At 57.1% G+C, this 19,620-nt stretch carries 19 protein-coding genes and 1 pseudogene; 12 read left to right on the forward strand and 8 right to left on the reverse strand.

Features of this window, described 5'->3' with window-relative positions; all coding sequences use genetic code 11:
* Nucleotide 1 precedes the first annotated feature (1 nt).
* Nucleotides 2–1,075, reverse strand: a complete 1,074-nt coding sequence (locus LRS40_RS08265; RefSeq protein ID WP_156264809.1) for an AI-2E family transporter — start codon at nucleotides 1,073–1,075, stop codon at nucleotides 2–4.
* Nucleotides 1,076–1,183: 108 nt separating this feature from the next.
* On the opposite strand from LRS40_RS08265, the pseudogene LRS40_RS08270 reads away from it, so the two are divergent.
* Nucleotides 1,184–2,423, forward strand: a pseudogene (locus tag LRS40_RS08270) (MFS transporter).
* A gap of 4 nt (nucleotides 2,424–2,427) precedes the next feature.
* Here the strand turns inward: LRS40_RS08270 and LRS40_RS08275 are convergent.
* Nucleotides 2,428–2,985 carry a DcrB family lipoprotein gene (locus LRS40_RS08275; RefSeq protein ID WP_231313491.1) on the reverse strand — a complete coding sequence of 186 codons (558 nt, stop codon included), beginning with the start codon at nucleotides 2,983–2,985 and terminating at the stop codon, nucleotides 2,428–2,430.
* A 72-nt stretch (nucleotides 2,986–3,057) separates the two neighbouring features.
* The gene (locus tag LRS40_RS08280) at nucleotides 3,058–3,723 is read right to left on the reverse strand and encodes a 7-cyano-7-deazaguanine/7-aminomethyl-7-deazaguanine transporter (RefSeq protein ID WP_106995269.1); all 666 of its coding nucleotides are present in this window, start codon (nucleotides 3,721–3,723) and stop codon (nucleotides 3,058–3,060) included.
* A gap of 318 nt (nucleotides 3,724–4,041) precedes the next feature.
* Between LRS40_RS08280 and tusA the strand changes: the two genes are divergently transcribed.
* The 4 genes from tusA to LRS40_RS08300 all read left to right on the forward strand — a co-directional run bounded on the left by tusA (nucleotide 4,042) and on the right by LRS40_RS08300 (nucleotide 7,313).
* Nucleotides 4,042–4,284, forward strand: a complete 243-nt coding sequence (gene tusA, locus LRS40_RS08285; RefSeq protein ID WP_142487436.1) for a sulfurtransferase TusA — start codon at nucleotides 4,042–4,044, stop codon at nucleotides 4,282–4,284.
* 239 nt (nucleotides 4,285–4,523) lie between these two features.
* The gene (locus tag LRS40_RS08290) at nucleotides 4,524–5,495 is read left to right on the forward strand and encodes a TRAP transporter substrate-binding protein (RefSeq protein WP_231313493.1); all 972 of its coding nucleotides are present in this window, start codon (nucleotides 4,524–4,526) and stop codon (nucleotides 5,493–5,495) included.
* Between the two features lie 11 nt (nucleotides 5,496–5,506).
* Nucleotides 5,507–6,016, forward strand: a complete 510-nt coding sequence (locus LRS40_RS08295) for a TRAP transporter small permease (RefSeq protein WP_231313495.1) — start codon at nucleotides 5,507–5,509, stop codon at nucleotides 6,014–6,016.
* A gap of 10 nt (nucleotides 6,017–6,026) precedes the next feature.
* Nucleotides 6,027–7,313, forward strand: coding sequence for a TRAP transporter large permease (locus tag LRS40_RS08300; RefSeq protein ID WP_231313498.1), 1,287 nt, complete (start codon nucleotides 6,027–6,029; stop codon nucleotides 7,311–7,313).
* Nucleotides 7,314–7,387: 74 nt separating this feature from the next.
* Here the strand turns inward: LRS40_RS08300 and zntA are convergent, their stop codons facing one another.
* Together zntA and LRS40_RS08310 are read right to left on the reverse strand one after the other, a co-directional pair.
* Nucleotides 7,388–9,574, reverse strand: a complete 2,187-nt coding sequence (gene zntA / locus LRS40_RS08305) for a Zn(II)/Cd(II)/Pb(II) translocating P-type ATPase ZntA (RefSeq protein ID WP_231313499.1) — start codon at nucleotides 9,572–9,574, stop codon at nucleotides 7,388–7,390.
* A 76-nt stretch (nucleotides 9,575–9,650) separates the two neighbouring features.
* Nucleotides 9,651–10,277: a lysoplasmalogenase gene (locus tag LRS40_RS08310; protein WP_142487431.1), complete on the reverse strand. Its 627-nt coding sequence runs from the start codon at nucleotides 10,275–10,277 to the stop codon at nucleotides 9,651–9,653.
* 127 nt (nucleotides 10,278–10,404) lie between these two features.
* Between LRS40_RS08310 and LRS40_RS08315 the strand changes: the two genes are divergently transcribed.
* A complete protein-coding gene (locus LRS40_RS08315) occupies nucleotides 10,405–10,764 on the forward strand; it encodes a DUF2500 domain-containing protein (RefSeq protein WP_231313501.1) in 360 nt (119 codons plus the stop codon).
* Nucleotides 10,765–10,826: 62 nt separating this feature from the next.
* Here LRS40_RS08315 and LRS40_RS08320 read toward each other — a convergent pair whose 3' ends face one another.
* Complete coding sequence (locus LRS40_RS08320) at nucleotides 10,827–11,108, reverse strand: DUF1145 family protein (protein ID WP_032614948.1); 282 nt, start codon at nucleotides 11,106–11,108, stop codon at nucleotides 10,827–10,829.
* Nucleotides 11,092–11,694 carry a 16S rRNA (guanine(966)-N(2))-methyltransferase gene (rsmD, locus tag LRS40_RS08325; RefSeq protein ID WP_142487429.1) on the reverse strand — a complete coding sequence of 201 codons (603 nt, stop codon included), beginning with the start codon at nucleotides 11,692–11,694 and terminating at the stop codon, nucleotides 11,092–11,094. Before rsmD ends, LRS40_RS08320 begins: the two co-directional genes overlap by 17 nt.
* A gap of 136 nt (nucleotides 11,695–11,830) precedes the next feature.
* On the opposite strand from rsmD, the gene ftsY reads away from it, so the two are divergent.
* The 5 genes from ftsY to LRS40_RS08350 all read left to right on the forward strand — a co-directional run bounded on the left by ftsY (nucleotide 11,831) and on the right by LRS40_RS08350 (nucleotide 17,580).
* Nucleotides 11,831–13,351 (forward strand): signal recognition particle-docking protein FtsY, encoded by a 1,521-nt coding sequence (gene ftsY / locus LRS40_RS08330; RefSeq protein WP_231313502.1) that lies wholly within the window; start codon nucleotides 11,831–11,833, stop codon nucleotides 13,349–13,351.
* A gap of 2 nt (nucleotides 13,352–13,353) precedes the next feature.
* Nucleotides 13,354–14,019, forward strand: coding sequence for a cell division ATP-binding protein FtsE (gene ftsE, locus LRS40_RS08335; protein ID WP_106995258.1), 666 nt, complete (start codon nucleotides 13,354–13,356; stop codon nucleotides 14,017–14,019).
* A complete protein-coding gene (gene ftsX / locus LRS40_RS08340) occupies nucleotides 14,012–15,070 on the forward strand; it encodes a permease-like cell division protein FtsX (protein ID WP_156264806.1) in 1,059 nt (352 codons plus the stop codon). The genes ftsE and ftsX overlap by 8 nt, the downstream gene beginning before the upstream one ends.
* Nucleotides 15,071–15,324: 254 nt before the next feature.
* Entirely contained in the window at nucleotides 15,325–16,182 is an 858-nt protein-coding gene (rpoH, locus tag LRS40_RS08345; protein WP_106995256.1) for an RNA polymerase sigma factor RpoH, read from the forward strand.
* A 297-nt stretch (nucleotides 16,183–16,479) separates the two neighbouring features.
* A complete protein-coding gene (locus LRS40_RS08350; RefSeq protein ID WP_142487426.1) occupies nucleotides 16,480–17,580 on the forward strand; it encodes a branched-chain amino acid ABC transporter substrate-binding protein in 1,101 nt (366 codons plus the stop codon).
* A gap of 87 nt (nucleotides 17,581–17,667) precedes the next feature.
* Here the strand turns inward: LRS40_RS08350 and panM are convergent, their stop codons facing one another.
* Complete coding sequence (panM, locus tag LRS40_RS08355) at nucleotides 17,668–18,051, reverse strand: aspartate 1-decarboxylase autocleavage activator PanM (protein ID WP_142487425.1); 384 nt, start codon at nucleotides 18,049–18,051, stop codon at nucleotides 17,668–17,670.
* A 423-nt stretch (nucleotides 18,052–18,474) separates the two neighbouring features.
* Here panM and livK point away from each other — a divergent pair, with 423 nt between their 5' ends.
* Complete coding sequence (livK, locus tag LRS40_RS08360; protein ID WP_231313504.1) at nucleotides 18,475–19,584, forward strand: high-affinity branched-chain amino acid ABC transporter substrate-binding protein LivK; 1,110 nt, start codon at nucleotides 18,475–18,477, stop codon at nucleotides 19,582–19,584.
* The last annotated feature ends 36 nt before the right edge of the window (nucleotides 19,585–19,620 follow it).

Below are 19,620 nucleotides of genomic sequence, written 5' to 3' on the forward strand. Positions count from 1 at the left end.
GTTATCCCGGTAAGCGGCTTTTCGGTCGGCCCGGGCCGAGCAGGATCGCCAGCTTGCTGCCCCCCTGGGTAGTCTCCATCCAGATCTTACAGACGCTGGTCAGCGGAACGGACAATAACATCCCGACCGGGCCCAGTAACCAGCCCCAGATCAGTAACGACAGGAACACCACCATGGTGGACATCCCCAGCCGGTGGCCCATCATCCGGGGCTCAACGATATTGCCCAGCACCATATGGACGATCAGGAACAGCGCCCCCACCATGGCGCACTCATAGAGACCATTGAACAGAAACGCCTGGATCATCGGCGGGACGGCGGAGATGACCGCGCCAATATTAGGCACATAGTTCAGCAGGAAGGCCAGAACACCCCACATCAGGGCGAACTGTACCCCCAGCAGCGTCAGCCCCAGCCAGACAATCGCGCCCGTCCACAGGCTTAACAGCGTTTTCAGCGCCAGATAGTGGGAAACGCCCTTCAGCGCCCGGTGCAGACCGGCGATGTGGATCTGCGGGTTATTGAGGGCAAAACGCATTTTGTACGGCACGTGGCGCACTTCAAACAGCATAAACACCACCGTCATCACCAGCAGCAGGACGCTGGCCATCGCCCCGGAAAGCTGGGTCATCAGCGCGGTGGCAAAGGTCATCACCTTTTCCGAGTCCATCCGTTTCAGCATCCGCTCCGGGGAGATATGCAGGTTGAGAAAGGGAAACATCTCCTGGAGATCCAAAAGCTTGCGCGTCAGCTCTTTATTGTATTTCGGCAGCAGGGCGGCAAATTCATTGAGCGAGGCCGCCAGCACCCCAAACAGCGCCGTCAGGCCAATCAGCATCACCACCACCACAATGGTGATGGCCAGGGGGCGGCTAAATCCGCGACGCAAAAACCAAGTGACGAGGGGGTTGAGGACGATGGCGAAAAAGAGCGCCAGCAGCAGCTGCACGAGAATATCCGCTGCGGCGTGAATACCTGCGAGGATGACCACCAGGCAGGCCAGTTTGAGCAGAATATGAAGACCGGATTTATCAGGCTGTGTAAGACCCGGTTTACCGGGTGGCGTGGTTAACATAGTGTTTCCTCTTATGAGATGCTCATAAGTGTAGTGCGCGCGCAGCGCTTCGGCGGAGGCCGTTAATCTTAAAGTCGCTGCTGCATTTCGGCCCCTGTCATGGTAATAGTGAAACACTGTTGTAAAAATTCTGGTGAACCTGATGCCCGAACCCGCCGCCGAACCGGCACTGAGTGGATTACGCCTCAACCTGCGTATTGTTTCCGTCGTTATTTTCAACTTTGCCAGCTACCTGACCATCGGCCTGCCGCTGGCCGTGCTGCCGGGCTATGTCCATGACATTATGGGCTTTAGCGCCTTCTGGGCGGGCCTTGTGATCAGCCTGCAATACTTCGCCACCCTGTTAAGCCGCCCTTACGCCGGGCGCTATGCCGACCTGTTTGGCCCGAAAAGCATTGTGGTGCTGGGGCTTTGCGGCTGCTTCCTGAGCGGAGTGAGCTATCTCCTCGCCGGGTTAACCAGCGCCTGGCCGATGGTGAGCCTGGCGCTGCTCTGTCTTGGTCGGGTGATCCTTGGGGTCGGGCAAAGCCTCGCCGGAACCGGCTCCACGCTGTGGGGCGTCGGGGTGGTGGGGGCATCGCACATCGGACGGGTGATCTCCTGGAACGGGATCGTCACCTACGGCGCGATGGCGATGGGGGCCCCGCTCGGCGTGCTCTGCTATCGCTACACCGGCCTGAGCGGGCTGGCGCTTACCATTATGGTGGTGGCGCTGCTGGCGATTTTATTTGCGCTGCCGCGACCAAAAGTCAAAGCCAGCAAAGGCAAACCGATGCCGTTTCGCGCGGTGCTGGGGCGCGTCTGGCCCTACGGCATGGCCCTGGCCCTTGGCTCGGCAGGCTTTGGGGTGATCGCCACCTTCATTACCCTGTTCTACGCCGATAAAGGCTGGGACGGCGCGGCCTTTGCGTTGACCCTGTTCAGCTGTGCCTTCGTCGGGACGCGGCTGCTGTTCCCGAACGGCATCAACCGACTGGGCGGGCTGAACGTGGCCATCATCTGCTTTAGCGTTGAGATTGTCGGCCTGCTGCTGACCGGTATCGCCGATGCGCCCTGGATGGCACGGATCGGGGTGTTCCTCGCAGGCGCGGGCTTCTCGCTGGTGTTCCCGGCGCTGGGGGTGGTGGCGGTGAAAGCGGTGCCGCAGCAGAACCAGGGCGCGGCGCTGGCGACCTATACGGTGTTTATGGATATGTCGCTGGGGATCACCGGGCCGCTGGCCGGGCTGGTGATGGCGTGGGCCGGGGTACCTGTTATCTATCTGGCGGCAGCGGGGCTGGTGGCGGTGGCGTTACTGCTGACGTGGCGGCTAAAAAAATGGCCTCCGGAGGAGGCCATCTCATCGTGAGAACTTACTGAATCACGAGGGTATTGATGATGTTCTCTGCGGCAGTTTGCGCTTTCTGCTGATCGTCAGCAGGCAGCGTGATCTGCAGGGTCAGCAGCTTGTTGTCCACTTTGCCCAGCACTACGGAGGAGTAAGCCGTCTGGCCTTTAGCAGAGATAATGCTGTCCAGCTGTTGCAGCTTGTGGTCTTTCAGCTCGATGGCTTTATTGGTCACGACCTGCAGCTGCGGGTCGCGGCTGCGCTGCTGATCTTCCAGACGCTTCGCCAGCACGCCCAGGTCTTCATTGGTGTCATCACCAACGATCACGATCACCGCTTTTTGCCCGGTAGCATCGGAATAAACGTGCATGTTGTTCGTCTGGGTGCCCAGCTTGCCGCTCTGATCGGTCATATCCGCCGGCAGAGAGAAGCTGAGTTTGCCATCCATCAGGCTGACCGGTTGGCCCGTGGCGTTGCTTTCAGCAGACGCAGCCTGAGCAGGCGTTTTGGTGTCGCTGTTATCACAGGCTGCCAGCCCCATCACCAGCAGGCCAATCCCGACATATTTAACCAGATTGCGCATTACATTCTTCCTTTCGATAAACGGCCATAACGGCGCATCAATCCATCTTATCACAACTGTTCAGGGGAACCCTTAACCAGCCTGCAATCCCGGGATTTCAGATTTATCCGCGAATCTTTTCAGCAACATATTTAGCAGCACGCCGTACATCGGCAGGAAGAAGACCAGGCTGATAAGCACCTTAAAGGCGTAGTCCACGAGCGCAATTTCCATCCAGTGTTGCGCCATGAACGCATCCGGGCTGCGCCAGAAGGCGATAAAGAAAAAGGCCAGGGTATCGCTGACGTTGCCAAACAGCGTGGAGGCGGTCGGCGCCATCCACCAGCGATGGTTCTGCCGCAGGCGGTTAAACACATGTACGTCGAGGATCTGTCCCAGCGCATAGGCCATAAAGCTGGCGGCGGCGATACGGGCGACGAACAGGTTAAAGTGCGTCAGCGCCTCAAAGCCCTGCCAGCTACCCATATAGAACAGCGAGGAGATCACGTACGAAACAAACAGCGCCGGAAGCATGACGGCAAAAATAATGCGTCGGGCCAGCGGGGCGCCAAAGATACGGACGGTGAGATCGGTCGCAAGGAAGATAAACGGGAAACTGAATGCGCCCCAGGTGGTATGAAAACCAAAAATGGAGATGGGCAGCTGCACCAGGTAGTTACTGGAGGTGATCACCAGCAGATGAAAAAGCGAAAGCCAGAACAACGCTTTTACGCGCTGCGATTGAGAGAACTGCGTCATATTGTGACCTTTTTGATTAGAATTTGGGGTGAGGGAACCCAATATGAATCTGGCCCATTAGGCTATTTTATTCGCCATTCTGAATCCGGGCAGTGCTCGAAATCCTCACGTACTAAGTGTACGCTCCGGTTTCTGCGCGCTGTCCGTCTCCAGACTGGCTTCAACAATAACGCCTAATGGGCCAGATTCTGAAAGCCGCCGCATGATACTGCTTTAACGACAGTTTGCAATGGCTAATTTTCACGCAATCGTTAACCTGGTTTGCTTTGCCCGGCTCGCGGCGTAAACTACTGCCGTTTTTATCTGGACGAGACCAAGATGACCGATCTGTTTACCCACCCGGACCACACCCTTGACGCGCAGGGCCTGCGCTGCCCGGAACCCGTCATGATGGTGCGCAAAACCGTGCGCACGATGCAGTCCGGCGAAACGCTGTTAATTATCGCCGACGATCCGGCCACGACCCGCGATATTCCGGGCTTCTGTACCTTTATGGAACATGAGCTGCTGGCGCAGGAGACCGGGGTATTGCCGTACAAATATCTTATCCGCAAAGGGTAATAGACCTTGTAGGCCGGGTAAGGCATCGCCGCCACCCGGCGTGCCCGGCGGCGCTGCGCTTGCACGGGCCTACGATTGCCATTTCGTTTGACCTCCATCACCAAAATAAACCACCATTTCAATTTTTAGCGCTTTTTGTGAGGCGCTTCACCTACGCTTTCCAGGCATTGGGCTAGTTTCTAAACGTTAAAACTAAAACAACGTTCCGATACTTACCTCACTACCCTGGAGTTGACTCAATGAAAACGACCCTCAAGCCGTTGCTGGCCGCTCTGTGCCTGTCTGCTTTTGCCTGCTCTGTTTCTGCTCAAACCATTAAAGCCGCTGATGTGCATCCTGAAGGCTACCCGAACGTGGTGGCAGTGCAGCACATGGGTGAAAAACTTAAACAACAAACCGACGGCAAGCTGGAGATCAAAGTTTTCCCTGGCGGCGTGCTGGGCGATGAAAAGCAGATGATTGAGCAGGCGCAGATGGGGGCAATCGATATGATTCGCGTCTCCATGGCCCCGGTTGCCGCCATCCTGCCGGATATTGAAGTCTTTACGCTCCCCTATGTCTTCCGTGACGAAGACCATATGCACAAAGTGATCGACGGCGATATCGGGAAATCGATCGGCGATAAACTCACCGCCAACCCGAAATCGCGGCTGGTGTTCCTCGGCTGGATGGACTCCGGCACCCGTAACCTGATCACCAAAGATCCCATTGTTAAACCGGAAGATCTGAAGGGTAAAAAAATCCGCGTGCAGGGTAGCCCGGTGGCGCTGGCCACGCTGAAAGATATGGGAGCTAACTCGGTGGCAATGGGGGTAAGTGAAGTCTACAGCGGCATGCAGACCGGCGTTATCGACGGTGCCGAGAACAACCCGCCGACCTACATCGCCCACAACTACATGCCTGTCGCCAAAAACTACACCCTCAGCGGCCACTTCATCACCCCGGAAATGCTGCTCTACTCCAAAGTGAAATGGGACAAGCTGAGCGCCGACGAACAGCAAAAAATTCTGACCCTGGCCCGCGAAGCGCAGTTCGAGCAGCGCAAGCTGTGGCAGGCCTATAACGACGAAGCTCTGCAGAAGATGAAGGCGGGCGGCGTGCAGTTCCACGACATTGATAAAGCGGTCTTCGTGAAGGCGACAGAGCCGGTGCGCGCCCAGTATGGCGATAAGCATCAGGATCTGATGAAAGCTATCGCTGACGTTAAGTAACCGGGGGACTTATGTCCGAACTCTATCTTAAGTGGATGGACCGTCTCTATTTGCTGGCGATGGGCGTGGCAGGCCTGTCGCTGCTGGTGATGACCATTGTTATTCCGATTGGCATTTTCTCGCGCTATGTCCTTAACCGTGGTGAGTCCTGGCCGGAGCCGATTGCCATTATTTGTATGGTGACATTCACCTTTATCGGCGCGGCGGTGAGCTACCGCGCCGGCTCGCATATTGCGGTGAATATGCTTACCGACCGGCTGTCTGACGCGATGAAAATTGTATGCGCGCGGATCGTAGATCTTCTGATGCTGGTCATTTCGGGCCTGATGTTGTGGTACAGCTATTTGCTTTGCGTTGAACTGTGGGAACAGCCGGTAGCGGAGTTTCCCATTTTGACCTCCGGTGAAAGCTACTTGCCGCTGCCGATTGGATCGGCAGTTCTGCTCCTGTTTGTTCTTGAGCGCCTGCTGTTTGGCTCTCAGGAACATCGCCCGGTCGTCATGATCGGCAACCACAGTTAAGGGGTGAGTGATGGACGCATTTGTTTTGTTATTCACCCTCGCCATCTTACTGGCGCTGGGGATGCCGGTGGCTTTCGCCGTGGGCTTAAGCGCCGTGGCTGGCGCGCTGTGGATTGTTCTGCCGCTGGAGGCGCTGATGATTCAGATCACCAGCGGGGTGAATAAATTTACCCTGCTGGCGATCCCGTTCTTTATCCTGGCGGGGGCGATCATGGCGGAAGGGGGCATTGCCCGCCGGTTGGTGAACTTTGCCTATATCTTTGTCGGCTTTATTCGCGGCGGGTTGTCGCTGGTGAATATTGTCGCCTCGACCTTCTTCGGTGCTATTTCGGGCTCGTCGGTGGCAGATACCGCCTCCATCGGTACCGTGATGATCCCGGAGATGGAGAAGAAAGGCTATCCGCGTGAGTACGCAGCGGCGGTGACCGCCAGCGGCTCGGTACAGGCGATCCTGATCCCCCCCAGCCATAACTCGGTGATCTACTCCCTGGCGGCGGGGGGTACGGTGTCGATTGCGACGCTGTTTATCGCCGGCGTCCTGCCGGGCCTGCTGCTCGGGGTCTCACTAATGGTGCTGTGCCTGGGCTTTGCCCACAAGCGCGGTTATCCAAAAGGCGAGAGGATCCCCTTTAAGCAGGCGCTGAAGATTTTCTTCGATGCCCTGTGGGGTCTGATGACGGTGGTGATTATTCTCGGCGGCATTTTGTCGGGGATCTTTACCGCCACCGAATCCGCGGCGGTTGCCTGTCTGTGGGCGTTCTTTGTCACCATGTTTATCTACCGCGACTACAAGTGGAACGAGCTGCCGAAGCTGATGTGCCGCACGGTGAAGACGGTAACGATCGTGATGATCCTGATCGGCTTTGCAGCGGCCTTTGGCGCGGTGATGACTTATATGCAGCTGCCGATGCGGATCACCGAGTTCTTCACCTCGCTCTCGGACAACAAGTACGTGATCCTGATGTACATCAACATCATGCTGCTGCTGATTGGCACCCTGATGGACATGGCGCCGATCATTCTGATCCTGACTCCGGTGCTGCTGCCGGTGACCAATGCGCTGGGTATCGATCCGGTGCATTTCGGGATGATCATGATGGTGAACCTCGGGATGGGGCTGATTACGCCGCCGGTGGGATCGGTGCTGTTTGTCGCCAGCGCGGTGAGTAAGCAGAAAATCGAAGCCGTGGTGCGTGAGATGCTGCCGTTCTACGGCATGCTGCTGGTGGTGTTAGGGTTGGTGACCTATATTCCGGCGATATCGCTGTGGTTACCGCGGATGTTGGGGATGCAGTAGTGATAATGCCGGGCGGCGCTACGGTTCATGGGTTTTTGTAGGCCCGGTAAGCGTAGCGCCACCGGGCGTTTTTTTTACCTTTGGCGCAACAGCCGCAACGCGTTCGCCGTCACCAGCACCGTGGCCCCGGTATCCGCCAGCACCGCCAGCCACAATCCCGTCATGCCCAGCAGGGTCGTCACCAGGAAAATCCCCTTCAACCCCAGCGCGATGGCGATGTTCTGCCGGATATTGGCGCGGGTGGCGCGGGCCAGACCGATCATCTGCGCCAGCCCGGTCAGGCGGTTGTGGGTGAGCGCCGCATCGGCGGTCTCCAGCGCCACGTCGGTGCCGCTACCCATCGCAATGCCAAGCGTTGCCGCCTTCATTGCCGGGGCGTCGTTAATCCCGTCCCCGACCATCGCCAGCGGCGCATGCGCATTCAGGGCCGTTACCGCCTGCACTTTATCGGCTGGCAGCAGCCCCGCCCGGTAATCCAGCGCCAGCTCACCGGCAATGGCTGCGGCGGCGCGCGGGTTATCGCCGGTCAGGATCACGCCGTTGACGCCGAGCTGATGCAGGGCGCTAACGGCCTCTTTCGCGTCATTACGCAGGGTATCACGCAGGGCGATCAGACCTTTTGCCTCGCCGTCCTGGACCACCATCACTACCGTCTGCCCGGCCTGCTCCAGAGTAGCGATTTGCGTTACAAAGTGCGGAGCAGGGAATTTATCTGCCGCGCAAATGAGCACCTTGCTGCCCGCGACTTCAGCTTCGATCCCCGAGCCCATCAGCGCCCGCTGGCTGGTAGCCGTCGGAACAGCCAGCCCGCGGGTCTGCGCTTCACGCACAATCGCCTGCGCCAGCGGGTGGGTGGAACCCTGCTCTACCGCGGCGGCGAGCGCCAGCAGATCCTGCTCGCCAATCTCGTGCGGATAAATGCCCTTCACCTGCGGCTTGCCCACCGTCAGGGTGCCGGTCTTGTCGAACGCCACCTGCTGCACCTGCGCCAGCTGCTCCAGTGCGGCACCGCCCTTAATCAGCGCCCCACGGCGTGCGGCGGCCGCCAGCCCGGAGGTGATGGCCGCCGGTGTAGAGATCACCAGCGCACACGGGCAGCCAATCAGCAACAGGGTCAGCCCTTTGTAGATCCAGCCCTCCCAGGGCGCGCTGAACAGCAGCGGCGGCACTACGGCCACCAGCAGGGCAATCAGCATAATCACCGGGGTATAGATGCGGCTGAAGCGGTCGATGAAGCGCTCCACCGGGGCGCGGCGCTCTTCCGCCTCTTCGATCAGCTTCAGGATGCGGTCGATAGCGCTGTCGCCCGGTTCGGACAAGACCGTCAGCTGTACCAGACGATCGACGCTGGTGGCCCCCGCCGGGACTTTTTCACCCGCCGCACGGTCCACCGGAATGGATTCGCCGGTGAGGGCGCTTTCATCAAAGCTGGCCGCGGCGGTGAGCAGCGTCCCGTCAGCAGGCAGACGACCCCCGGCGGCAACTTCAATCACATCCCCCGGACGCAGCGCGGCAATAGACACGGTTTTACGCTCGCCATTAATGACCTGAGTTGCAGTTTCAGGCTTCAGCGCCATCAGCGCGCTGACCCCTTTACGCGCCCGGCTTGCCGCCCAGCCTTCGAGCCGCTCGCCAATCAAAAACAGCAGCAAGACCATCGCCGCTTCCGCCGTGGCGTCGATAAACAGCGCCCCGATGGCGGCCACGCTCATCAGGGTTTCAATGGCGAACCAGCTGCCGCTTTTCATCAGGCGCAGCGCCTGGCGGGCCACCGGCCAGAGCCCGACCAGGGTGGTGGCGATAAAGGCGAGGTTACCGAGCGGGTGGTTGAACTGCTCCAACCCCCAGCTTATGCCCATCAGCAGAACCAGCGTGATGAGCGGCAGATTGTCGCGCAGCACCGAGGCTTTTTCGGCGGGAGCGTTCTCATTGCGCAGCGTATAGCCCGCATTGATGACCGCCGCTTCGACCTGGGCGCTGACGTTGCTGCCGGCGTCGACCAGCAGTTTTTCGGTAGCAAACAGGACCTGGACATGATTGACGCCCGCCACCTGGCGAACGGCGGTTTCCACTTTGCGGGCGCAGGCGGCACAGTCCATGCCGTTGACCACCCAGCTGTAACGCTGGCCCTGGACGGGCGCCACGGCTTCGGCCTGCACAGGACCGTGATCCGCGGCGCAGCAGGCCTCTTTGGCGGGAAGGGGGGCGAGCTTAAGTGCCGAAAACTGCGGCACTTTTTTTGGCGTTTCTGGAGTCGACATGGCACTCTCCGGCAATGATAATTTTCTCATTAACCGCAGTATGCACTCTGGAGTCGACTCCAGAGTCAAGCGCTATTTAAATATACAGCGAACGCACAATCAGGAAATGCCCGGCGAAGTAGCAGGCGGCGGCAATGGCATTATCGGCACCGAAACGGCGACGATAGTGGCTACCCAGCCAGACGATATTGCCCAGCAGCAGGAGCGTGGCGCCGATGAAGGCCGACAGGGCAGGAGCCGTCGGACGGAAGAACCACAGCTCGCCCGCCAGCCAGACCATCACCAGGGTCATGGCGATAAAGGTACATACCGCCCAGCGCAGCTCTTCCAGACGCGACCAGATCACGGCGATCAGCAGCGCGCCAATGACCAGCAGCGCCAGTGGCAGCGGCCAGAAGAACGACAGCGTCATCTGGCTGGCGAAATAGATGGTATAGAGCAGGTGCGATAAGAAAAACGCCCCCACGGCATAGAGCAGACGCTGGCGCGGCAGCAGGGTCAGAGCATCGCCCACCAGCGACGCGCAGAGCCCGGCGAGCACCAGGTAACTGATGGCGTTAAACATCGGCGCTTGCCAGGCCAGCAGTAACAGGAGCAACAAGGTGACGGGTTTAAACAGCCAGCGCTGCCAGGCAGGGCCGCGGTAGGACGCATCGACATACAGCCATGCGGAGAAACAGACAGCGATAAATGACCAAAGCATATTAAGTCCCTGTATCTGTTATTGTTGAACAAACAGTTTCACTTCAGTGTAGTGGTGCAGACGGGCCAATAGCAATGCACAGCGTGGCACGCTATCCTGATTTCAGCCTGGTCTTAAGGATTGTCTAATGAGCAAGATGCCGCTTTTTTTTATTATCGTGCTGGCGATTATCGTCATTGCCGCCTCGTTTCGCTTTGTGCAGCAGCGTCGGGAAAAGGCGGATAACGACGCCGCCCCGCTGCAGCAAAAGCAGGTGGTGGTGAGCAATAAACGGGAAAAAGCGCTCAACGATCGCCGATCGCGGCAGCAGCAGGTGACGCCCGCTGGCACTGCAATGCGCTATGAGGCGAGCTTTAAGCCGGAGAGCGGCGGTCTGGAGATGACTTTTCGCCTCGACGAGAAGCAGTACCATCAGCTGACGGTGGGGGATAAAGGGACGTTGAGCTACAAAGGGGCGCGGTTTGAGGGGTTTAGTCCGGCGCCGTGATTATCGGCCCGGACGAACCGTAGGCCCGGTAAGCATCGCGCCACCGGGCAACAGCGCGCAGATTACTTCTTCGCCTGCGCCTTAAACTTATTCATCCACACCAGCAGTTCAAACACGCCAAAAATAAACACCCGCAGCTGCTGCCAGCCGGTCATTTTCGGGCCATCCTTCGGCATGCCGTTTTTGAGCATCACCATCTGCAGGGCGTGCATAAATGAGGTGAAGATCAGCGCCACGTTGACGAAGATATTCATCGGACGCGGGAAGGGGTGGACGAGGTTAAGCAACAAAAAGGCCCAGACCCCGATCATCAGCAGACGACCCAGATTAATCAGTACCGGCATCAGTCTCTCCTTGTGATTGACGGTGATAAAGACGATAGGCGACCTGGCCGGCCACTTTTTCCCGGTGCAGATCCCAGTGGGCGGGCACCGGCGGTAAACCATTTTCTACCTCGCTCTCGACGTAGATTAGCGCATCATCCGCCAGCCAGCCGTTGTTTTCCAGCAGCGTCAGCGTCTCTTCCAGCAGCCCTTTGCGAAAAGGCGGATCGACAAACACCACATCGTGCGGCCTGCCCGCCTGCGCAAGGAAGGCGAGGGTGTTGGTATTTTCGACTTTCGCGTGTGCGGCCTTCAGGGTGACCAGGTTTTGCTGCAGCTGCTGGGCCACGCTGCGATCCATCTCCAGCAGCGTGGCGCTGGCGGCGTAGCGCGACAGGGCTTCGAGACCCAGCGCACCGCTTCCGGCGAAGCAATCCAGGCAGCGGGCATCTACCATTGAAGGTGCCAGCCAGTTAAACAGCGTCTCGCGAACGCGGTCGGTGGTTGGGCGCAGACCGGGGCTATCCGGTACCGGCAGTTTACGGCCTCGCCACTGGCCGCCGATAATGCGTATCTGGCCCGCTGCGGCACGGTTGGGTTTCTTCATATCTTTGCTCGGGAACACCGACGGCCTGCGCTTGCAGGCGGTGATGTGCGTTAAGTTAAGTGATAAACTATTTCATCATTTTTTTAGCTTCCATGTATATAGCGCCAGTAATTAACCGCGAGGGGTGTAGTCGCAGATGGCAAAAGAGAAAAAACGTGGCTTCTTTTCCTGGCTGGGCTTTGGTCAAAAAGAGCAGGAAACCGAGCAGCAGAACGAAGAACAACAGATCGCCGAACAGCCTGCCGCTGTTGAACAGCCGCAGCCTGAAACCCCTGTTGAGACCGTCGCTGACGTAGAAGCAGAAGCGCGCACCCACAGCCAGCAAGAGACTGAAGCCTTCGCTGAAGAGGTGGTTGAGGTCACAGAGCAGGTCCAGGAGAGCGAAAAACCACAGCCGGTTGAGCCAGAGCCTGTGATCGTTGAGCCAGAGCCAGAGCCAGTGGCCGTTGCGTCAGAGCCTGTGGAAGAGAGTGTCGAGCCGGTCGCTGAGGTGGAACCTCCGCAGGCGATTGAGCATGAAGAATTACCGCTGCCGGAAGAGATCCTCGATGAAATTGAGGAAGCGATCCCGGAAGAGTACCTGCCAGAGACCGACGTTGAAGAGCCCATTAGCGATGAAGAGCTCGAAGCTCAGGCGCTGGCGGCCGCAGCCGCAGAAGAAGCGGTGCTTGTCGTCCCGGTAGCCGAAGAGGAAGAGCCGGTTGAAGAGCTTGCCCAGGAGCAGGAAAAACCGACCAAAGAAGGTTTCTTCGCGCGCCTGAAACGCAGCCTGATCAAAACCAAAGAGAACCTCGGTTCCGGATTTATCAGTCTGTTCCGCGGTAAGAAAATCGACGATGATCTCTTTGAAGAGCTGGAAGAACAGCTGCTGATTGCCGACGTTGGTGTGGAAACCACCCGTAAAATCATCAACAGTCTGACGGAGAGCGCCAGCCGTAAACAGCTGCGTGACGCCGAGGCGCTGTACGGCCTGTTGAAAGAAGAGATGGGTGAAATCCTCGCAAAAGTTGACGAACCGCTTAATATTGAAGGCAAAATGCCATTTGTTATTCTGATGGTCGGCGTTAACGGCGTGGGTAAAACTACCACTATCGGCAAGCTGGCGCGTCAGTTCGAACAGCAGGGCAAATCGGTGATGCTGGCCGCGGGCGATACCTTCCGTGCCGCCGCCGTAGAGCAGCTGCAGGTGTGGGGCCAGCGCAACAACATTCCGGTGATTGCCCAGCACACCGGGGCGGATTCCGCCTCCGTGATCTTTGACGCTATTCAGGCGGCCAAAGCGCGTAATGTGGATGTGCTGATTGCCGATACCGCAGGGCGTTTGCAGAACAAATCGCACCTGATGGAAGAGCTGAAGAAGATCGTCCGGGTAATGAAAAAGCTGGACGAAGATGCACCGCATGAAATTATGCTGACTATTGATGCCAGCACCGGGCAGAACGCCATCAGTCAGGCGAAGCTGTTCCACGAAGCGGTAGGATTGACCGGGATCACGCTGACCAAGCTGGATGGCACCGCGAAAGGCGGGGTGATCTTCTCGGTGGCCGATCAGTTTGGTATTCCTATCCGCTACATCGGTGTTGGCGAACGTATCGAAGATTTACGTCCGTTTAAATCGGGCGACTTTATTGAGGCACTTTTTGCCCGAGAGGATTAACAATGATTCGCTTTGAACACGTCAGCAAGGCCTATCTCGGTGGGAGACAAGCGCTGCAGGGGATTAACTTTCACCTGCAGCCGGGCGAGATGGCATTTCTGACCGGCCACTCCGGCGCAGGGAAAAGTACCCTGCTCAAGCTTATCTGCGGGATCGAACGGCCCAGTGCCGGGAAAATCTGGTTTAGCGGCCACGACATTAGTCGTCTGAAAAACCGTGAAGTGCCGTTTCTGCGTCGGCAGATCGGCATGATTTTCCAGGATCACCATCTGCTGATGGACCGCACGGTATTCGACAACGTGGCGATCCCGCTGATTATTGCGGGCGCCAGCGGGGATGACATTCGTCGTCGCGTGTCGGCGGCGCTGGATAAGGTCGGGCTGCTGGACAAAGCGAAGAACTTTCCGATCCAGCTCTCCGGCGGTGAACAGCAGCGCGTCGGCATTGCCCGCGCGGTGGTGAACAAACCGGCGGTGCTGCTGGCGGATGAACCTACCGGTAACCTGGACGACGCCCTTTCCGAAGGGATCCTGCGTCTGTTTGAGGAGTTTAACCGCGTTGGGGTGACAGTACTGATGGCGACGCACGACATGGGGCTTATCTCCCGTCGTTCGTACCGCATGCTGACGCTGAGCGACGGTCATTTGCACGGAGGCCTCGGTGAATAAGCGTGACGCAATAAACCAGATGCGGCAGTTTGGCAGCAAGCTTGACCGTTTTCGTAAATCGGCGGGCGGCCCGGGCGATGGCAACCGCAATGCGCCGAAGCGCAGCAAAGCCGCGCCAAAACCCAACTCGCGCAAGTCCAACGTCTTTAACGAGCAGGTGCGGTACGCCTTCCAGGGTGCGCTGCAGGATCTGAAAAGCAAACCGCTGGCCACCTTCCTGACGGTGATGGTGATCGCCATCTCCCTGACCCTGCCCAGCGTCTGCTACATGGTCTACAAAAACGTTAACCAGGCGGCGTCGCAGTACTATCCCTCCCCGCAGATCACCGTTTATCTCGACAAAGCGCTCGACGATAACGCGGCGGCGCAGGTGGTGGGGCAGCTGCAGGCGGAGCAGGGCGTTGAGAAGGTAAACTACCTGTCGCGGGATGAGGCGCTGGGCGAGTTCCGCAACTGGTCCGGCTTTGGCGGCGCGCTGGATATGCTGGAGGAGAACCCCCTGCCCGCAGTGGCGGTGGTGATCCCGAAACTGGACTTCCAGGGCACCGAGTCGCTGAACACCCTGCGCGATCGCGTCTCCCGCATCAACGGCATCGATGAAGTGCGGATGGATGACAGCTGGTTTGCCCGTCTGACGGCGCTGACCGGCCTTGTCGGGCGCGTGGCGGCAATGATCGGCGTGCTGATGGTCGCGGCGGTGTTCCTCGTTATCGGCAACAGCGTCCGTCTGAGCATCTTCGCCCGTCGCGATACCATCAACGTGCAAAAGCTGATCGGCGCAACCGACGGTTTTATCCTGCGCCCGTTCCTGTATGGCGGCGCACTGCTCGGTTTTTCCGGCGCATTTCTTTCACTGATTTTGTCAGAAATTTTGGTGATGCGTCTTTCCGCAGCGGTCACCGACGTGGCGCAGGTTTTCGGAACTAAGTTTAATATCAGTGGCTTAGCATTCGATGAGTGCCTGTTGCTGCTGCTGGTGTGCTCGATGATCGGCTGGATCGCAGCATGGTTAGCGACTGTGCAACATTTACGTCACTTTACCCCTGACTAAAAAATCTCTGGTATAATCTTTCCCTGCATTGAGAATCACCGTGCAGGGAAAGAGCCCCTGTTGTCTCTTACCCCGCATAATCATCCCCATGTCACATTTTGTGCGTAATTTATTCACAGTTTCACTCGGAACTTGTGGATAAAATCACTGTCTGATAAAAGAGTGAATGATATTCTCGTTGCTCATTAATTCTGGCATGTTCGTTGCCTGATGGGGACAAACCGCCGCCAGAAAGAATCGATTGAGAGGAATGAATGACCAAAGAAATGCAAACTTTAGCTTTAGCCCCTGTTGGTAACCTGGAATCTTATATCCGGGCTGCGAACACCTGGCCGATGTTGACGGCCGAGGAAGAAAAGGAGCTTGCTGAAAAGCTGCATTACCAGGGCGATCTGGAAGCAGCTAAGACGCTGATCCTGTCTCACCTGCGCTTTGTTGTTCACGTTGCTCGTAACTACGCGGGCTACGGCCTGCCGCAGGCTGACCTGATCCAGGAAGGCAACATCGGCCTGATGAAGGCGGTGCGTCGCTTCAACCCGGAAGTGGGTGTGCGTCTGGTCTCCTTCGCCGTGCACTGGATCAAAGCGGAAATCCACGAATACGTGCTGCGTAACTGGCGTATCGTGAAGGTCGCGACCACTAAAGCACAGCGTAAACTGTTCTTTAACCTGCGTAAAACCAAGCAGCGTCTGGGCTGGTTTAACCAGGATGAAGTAGAAATGGTTGCCCGCGAGCTGGGTGTTTCCAGCAAAGACGTGCGCGAGATGGAATCCCGTATGGCCGCGCAGGACATGACCTTTGATATGTCCTCTGACGACGATGCGTCAGACAGCCAGCCGATGGCCCCGGTCCTGTATCTGCAGGATAAATCGTCCAACTTTGCCGACGGCATTGAAGACGACAACTGGGAAGAGCAGGCCGCCAACAAACTGACCTTTGCAATGGAAGGTCTCGACGAGCGTAGCCAGGATATTATCCGTGCCCGCTGGCTGGACGAAGACAACAAGTCCACCCTGCAGGAGCTGGCCGATCGCTACGGTGTCTCCGCTGAACGTGTGCGTCAGCTTGAGAAAAACGCCATGAAAAAACTTCGCGCCGCTATCGAAGCGTAATTTTCGCGAAGTCCCCGATAACCCTCGAATGCAGATTCGGGGGTTTTGTTTTTTTAGCGCCTCTTCTCGCGAATTCCCTTCTCCTCGCAAACACTTATCGAACTGTTGTGCGCTGACTCGTTAAAGCCTCGCTTACCTTATATACATATCAAAATAGCTATTCCAAATAGATAAAAATGGGGTATGTTTTAGCAGAGTATGCTGAAAAGGCGCGTACAGCAGACGCATAATCGAAATAAAGCGCCATAAAACAACATCACAACAAACACAATAACCATCACAATGGGGATTCTCAGGATGAATATGAAGGGTAAAGCCTTACTGGCAGGATGTATCGCGTTGGCATTCAGCACCATGGCTCAGGCGGATATCAAAGTGGCCGTGGTTGGCGCCATGTCCGGTCCGGTAGCGCAGTACGGCGATCAGGAGTTCACCGGTGCAGAGCAGGCGGTTGCCGACATTAATGCCAAGGGCGGTATCAAAGGCGAAAAGCTGCAGATCGTAAAATATGATGATGCCTGTGACCCGAAACAAGCGGTTGCAGTCGCCAACAAAGTGGTCAACGACGGCATCAAATACGTGATCGGCCACCTGTGCTCCTCCTCCACGCAGCCTGCGTCTGACATCTACGAAGACGAAGGCATTCTGATGATCACTCCTGCCGCCACCGCGCCGGAACTGACCGCCCGTGGCTACAAGATGGTGATGCGTACTACCGGTCTGGACTCTGACCAGGGCCCAACCGCCGCGAAATATATTGTCGATAAAGTGAAGCCGCAGCGTATCGCCATTGTCCATGACAAGCAGCAGTACGGTGAAGGCCTGGCGCGTTCCGTGCAGGACAACCTGAAAAAATCCAATGCCAACGTGGTGTTCTTCGACGGTATTACCGCCGGTGAGAAAGATTTCTCTACCATGGTGGCGCGTCTGAAGAAAGAGAACATCGATTTCGTCTACTACGGTGGTTACCACCCGGAGATGGGCCAGCTCCTGCGTCAGGCGCGTGCTGCCGGTCTGAAAACGCAGTTCATGGGCCCGGAAGGGGTGGCGAACGTCTCCCTGTCTAACATCGCCGGTGAATCGGCTGAAGGCCTGCTGGTCACCAAACCGAAGAACTACGACCAGGTTCCAGCCAACAAACCGATCGTAGACGCGATCAAAGCTAAGAAACAGGATCCAAGCGGCGCGTTCGTCTGGACCACCTACGCTGCGCTGCAAACTCTGCAGGCGGGCCTGAATCAGTCTGCGGAACCGGCTGACATCGCCACCTGGCTGAAAGCGAACTCCGTTGAGACCGTGATGGGGCCGCTGTCATGGGATGAGAAGGGCGATCTGAAAGGCTTTGAGTTCGGCGTGTTTGACTGGCATGCCAATGGTACAGCAACCGACGCTAAGTGATGTTAGCGCCGGGTGGCGGCTTCGCCTTACCCGGCCTACATATAGCACGTCGTAGGCCCGGTAAGCGTAGCGCCACCGGGCATTTTTTTAATGCTTTTCCCACCCGTTGCTTTGCGCCGTAAACCCCAGGGCCTGCATAAAGGCCGCCATCACGCCCCTGTCTTCCACGCCGACATCCGCCATCCACCACGAGGCCACGCTCGGGTTATCGCGCATCACTTCTTCAATCAAATATTGCCCCACGCCGCGTCGGCGGGTGACCTCCCGCACGCGCAGGGAGTCCAGCGCTCCTTGCGTACCGCTCAGCGTTACCCGCACCGCCCCTAACAGCCGCTCGTTAAAGCGCGCAGCATAAATACGGTGTGTTTCATCAACGGTGAGCGAGGAGGGAGAATATTCCGGCCAGATCTTGTTGAGGTCGATATGATCCTGGTCGCTAAATTTCTCCAGACGGTGGATGGTCAGTTTCATTAGCCGCTTGTCCAAATCAAAAAGAGTGCTGGCAGTGTCTCAATTTATTCTGTCAGACGCTTCCACTTTTTAAACCCATTCCCCAGCTGATTACTTTTTTAGCGTTACGTTGCGTAGTCTTAAAACGCAGGGATCGAAAAATAAGAAGAATTTTAACCTAAAAGGCAGCGTTTTATTCGGCGCTTTGTACCGTTATTTTATGCTGCAACTCGCGCTTTTATTTGTTTATCTCTGCCTGATTTCAGAATATTATCTTTGCTTAATCGCCTGAAATATAGAGATTTTAGTCTGGTTTTAGGCAAAAAACTGCGCTAAACCATTAAAGGCAATAGCAAAAGTTGCGTTGTTTAATAAAAGTACAGAATGCTTTTTAACCATAATAAAACAAAATATATACATCACGTCACGAATGGGGATTCCTGGATGAGAATGAACGCGAAAACATTAGTCGCGGGGATGGTTGCACTGGCGATTTCGCAGTCAGCTATGGCGGAAGATATTAAAGTTGCCGTGGTAGGGGCGTTATCCGGCCCTGTTGCCCAGTGGGGCGATATGGAGTTCAACGGCGCGCGCCAGGCCATTAAGGACATCAACGCTAAAGGCGGCATTAAGGGCGACAAACTGGTCGGCGTGGAATATGACGATGCCTGTGACCCGAAACAAGCCGTCGCCGTCGCCAACAAAATTGTTAACGATGGCATTCAGTATGTGATTGGCCATCTCTGCTCGTCCTCTACCCAGCCTGCGTCCGACATCTATGAAGACGAAGGCATCCTGATGATCACGCCGGGCGCTACTAACCCTGAACTGACCCAGCGCGGCTATCAGTACATCATGCGTACCGCCGGTCTTGACTCCTCCCAGGGACCGACCGCGGCGAAATACATCATCGAAACCGTCAAGCCGCAGCGCATCGCTATCATTCACGATAAGCAGCAGTACGGTGAAGGGCTGGCTTGCTCGGTGCAGGACGGCCTGAAAAAAGGCGGCGCGAACGTCGTCTTCTTCGACGGCATCACTGCGGGCGAGAAAGACTTCTCGGCGCTGCTGGCGCGTCTGCAGAAAGAGAACATCGACTTCGTTTACTACGGCGGCTACTACCCGGAAATGGGCCAGATGCTGCGCCAGGCCCGTGCTGTCGGCCTGAAAACCCAGTTTATGGGCCCGGAAGGGGTGGGTAACGCCTCGCTGTCGAACATCGCGGGCGACGCGGGCGAAGGCATGCTGGTGACAATGCCAAAACGCTATGACCAGGATCCGGCCAACGCTGCTATCGTCGATGCCCTGAAAGCGGAGAAGAAAGACGCGAGTGGTCCATACGTGTGGATCACCTATGCCGCCGTGCAGTCTCTGGCCACCGCCATGGATCGTACCGGCAGCAAAGAACCGCAGGATCTGATTAAAGATTTGAAAGCACACGGGGCTGACACCGTGATTGGGCCGCTGAACTGGGACGAGAAAGGCGATCTGAAGGGATTTGAGTTTGGTGTCTTTAAGTGGCACGCCGACGGTTCATCCTCGGTCGCCAAATAATCATTATCCCACCGCCCGGCAGGACCGGGCGGGAAT

It is taken from the genome of Leclercia sp. G3L (assembly GCF_021117075.1).
In the GTDB taxonomy this organism is placed as follows: Bacteria; Pseudomonadota; Gammaproteobacteria; order Enterobacterales; family Enterobacteriaceae; genus Enterobacter; species Enterobacter adecarboxylatus_C.

Bases quoted from the DNA above. Each gene is read 5' to 3' on its own strand.
- LRS40_RS08265 (WP_156264809.1), bottom strand. From the start codon at position 1,075: ATGTTAACCACGCCACCCGGTAAACCGGGTCTTACACAGCCTGATAAA.
- LRS40_RS08350 (WP_142487426.1), top strand. From the start codon at position 16,480: ATGAATATGAAGGGTAAAGCCTTACTGGCAGGATGTATCGCGTTGGCA.
- LRS40_RS08280 (WP_106995269.1), bottom strand. From the start codon at position 3,723: ATGACGCAGTTCTCTCAATCGCAGCGCGTAAAAGCGTTGTTCTGGCTT.
- panM (WP_142487425.1), bottom strand. From the start codon at position 18,051: ATGAAACTGACCATCCACCGTCTGGAGAAATTTAGCGACCAGGATCAT.
- LRS40_RS08315 (WP_231313501.1), top strand. From the start codon at position 10,405: ATGAGCAAGATGCCGCTTTTTTTTATTATCGTGCTGGCGATTATCGTC.
- zntA (WP_231313499.1), bottom strand. From the start codon at position 9,574: ATGTCGACTCCAGAAACGCCAAAAAAAGTGCCGCAGTTTTCGGCACTT.
- LRS40_RS08295 (WP_231313495.1), top strand. From the start codon at position 5,507: ATGTCCGAACTCTATCTTAAGTGGATGGACCGTCTCTATTTGCTGGCG.
- tusA (WP_142487436.1), top strand. From the start codon at position 4,042: ATGACCGATCTGTTTACCCACCCGGACCACACCCTTGACGCGCAGGGC.
- ftsY (WP_231313502.1), top strand. From the start codon at position 11,831: ATGGCAAAAGAGAAAAAACGTGGCTTCTTTTCCTGGCTGGGCTTTGGT.
- LRS40_RS08310 (WP_142487431.1), bottom strand. From the start codon at position 10,277: ATGCTTTGGTCATTTATCGCTGTCTGTTTCTCCGCATGGCTGTATGTC.
- LRS40_RS08290 (WP_231313493.1), top strand. From the start codon at position 4,524: ATGAAAACGACCCTCAAGCCGTTGCTGGCCGCTCTGTGCCTGTCTGCT.
- LRS40_RS08300 (WP_231313498.1), top strand. From the start codon at position 6,027: ATGGACGCATTTGTTTTGTTATTCACCCTCGCCATCTTACTGGCGCTG.
- LRS40_RS08320 (WP_032614948.1), bottom strand. From the start codon at position 11,108: ATGCCGGTACTGATTAATCTGGGTCGTCTGCTGATGATCGGGGTCTGG.
- rpoH (WP_106995256.1), top strand. From the start codon at position 15,325: ATGACCAAAGAAATGCAAACTTTAGCTTTAGCCCCTGTTGGTAACCTG.
- rsmD (WP_142487429.1), bottom strand. From the start codon at position 11,694: ATGAAGAAACCCAACCGTGCCGCAGCGGGCCAGATACGCATTATCGGC.
- livK (WP_231313504.1), top strand. From the start codon at position 18,475: ATGAGAATGAACGCGAAAACATTAGTCGCGGGGATGGTTGCACTGGCG.
- ftsE (WP_106995258.1), top strand. From the start codon at position 13,354: ATGATTCGCTTTGAACACGTCAGCAAGGCCTATCTCGGTGGGAGACAA.
- LRS40_RS08275 (WP_231313491.1), bottom strand. From the start codon at position 2,985: ATGCGCAATCTGGTTAAATATGTCGGGATTGGCCTGCTGGTGATGGGG.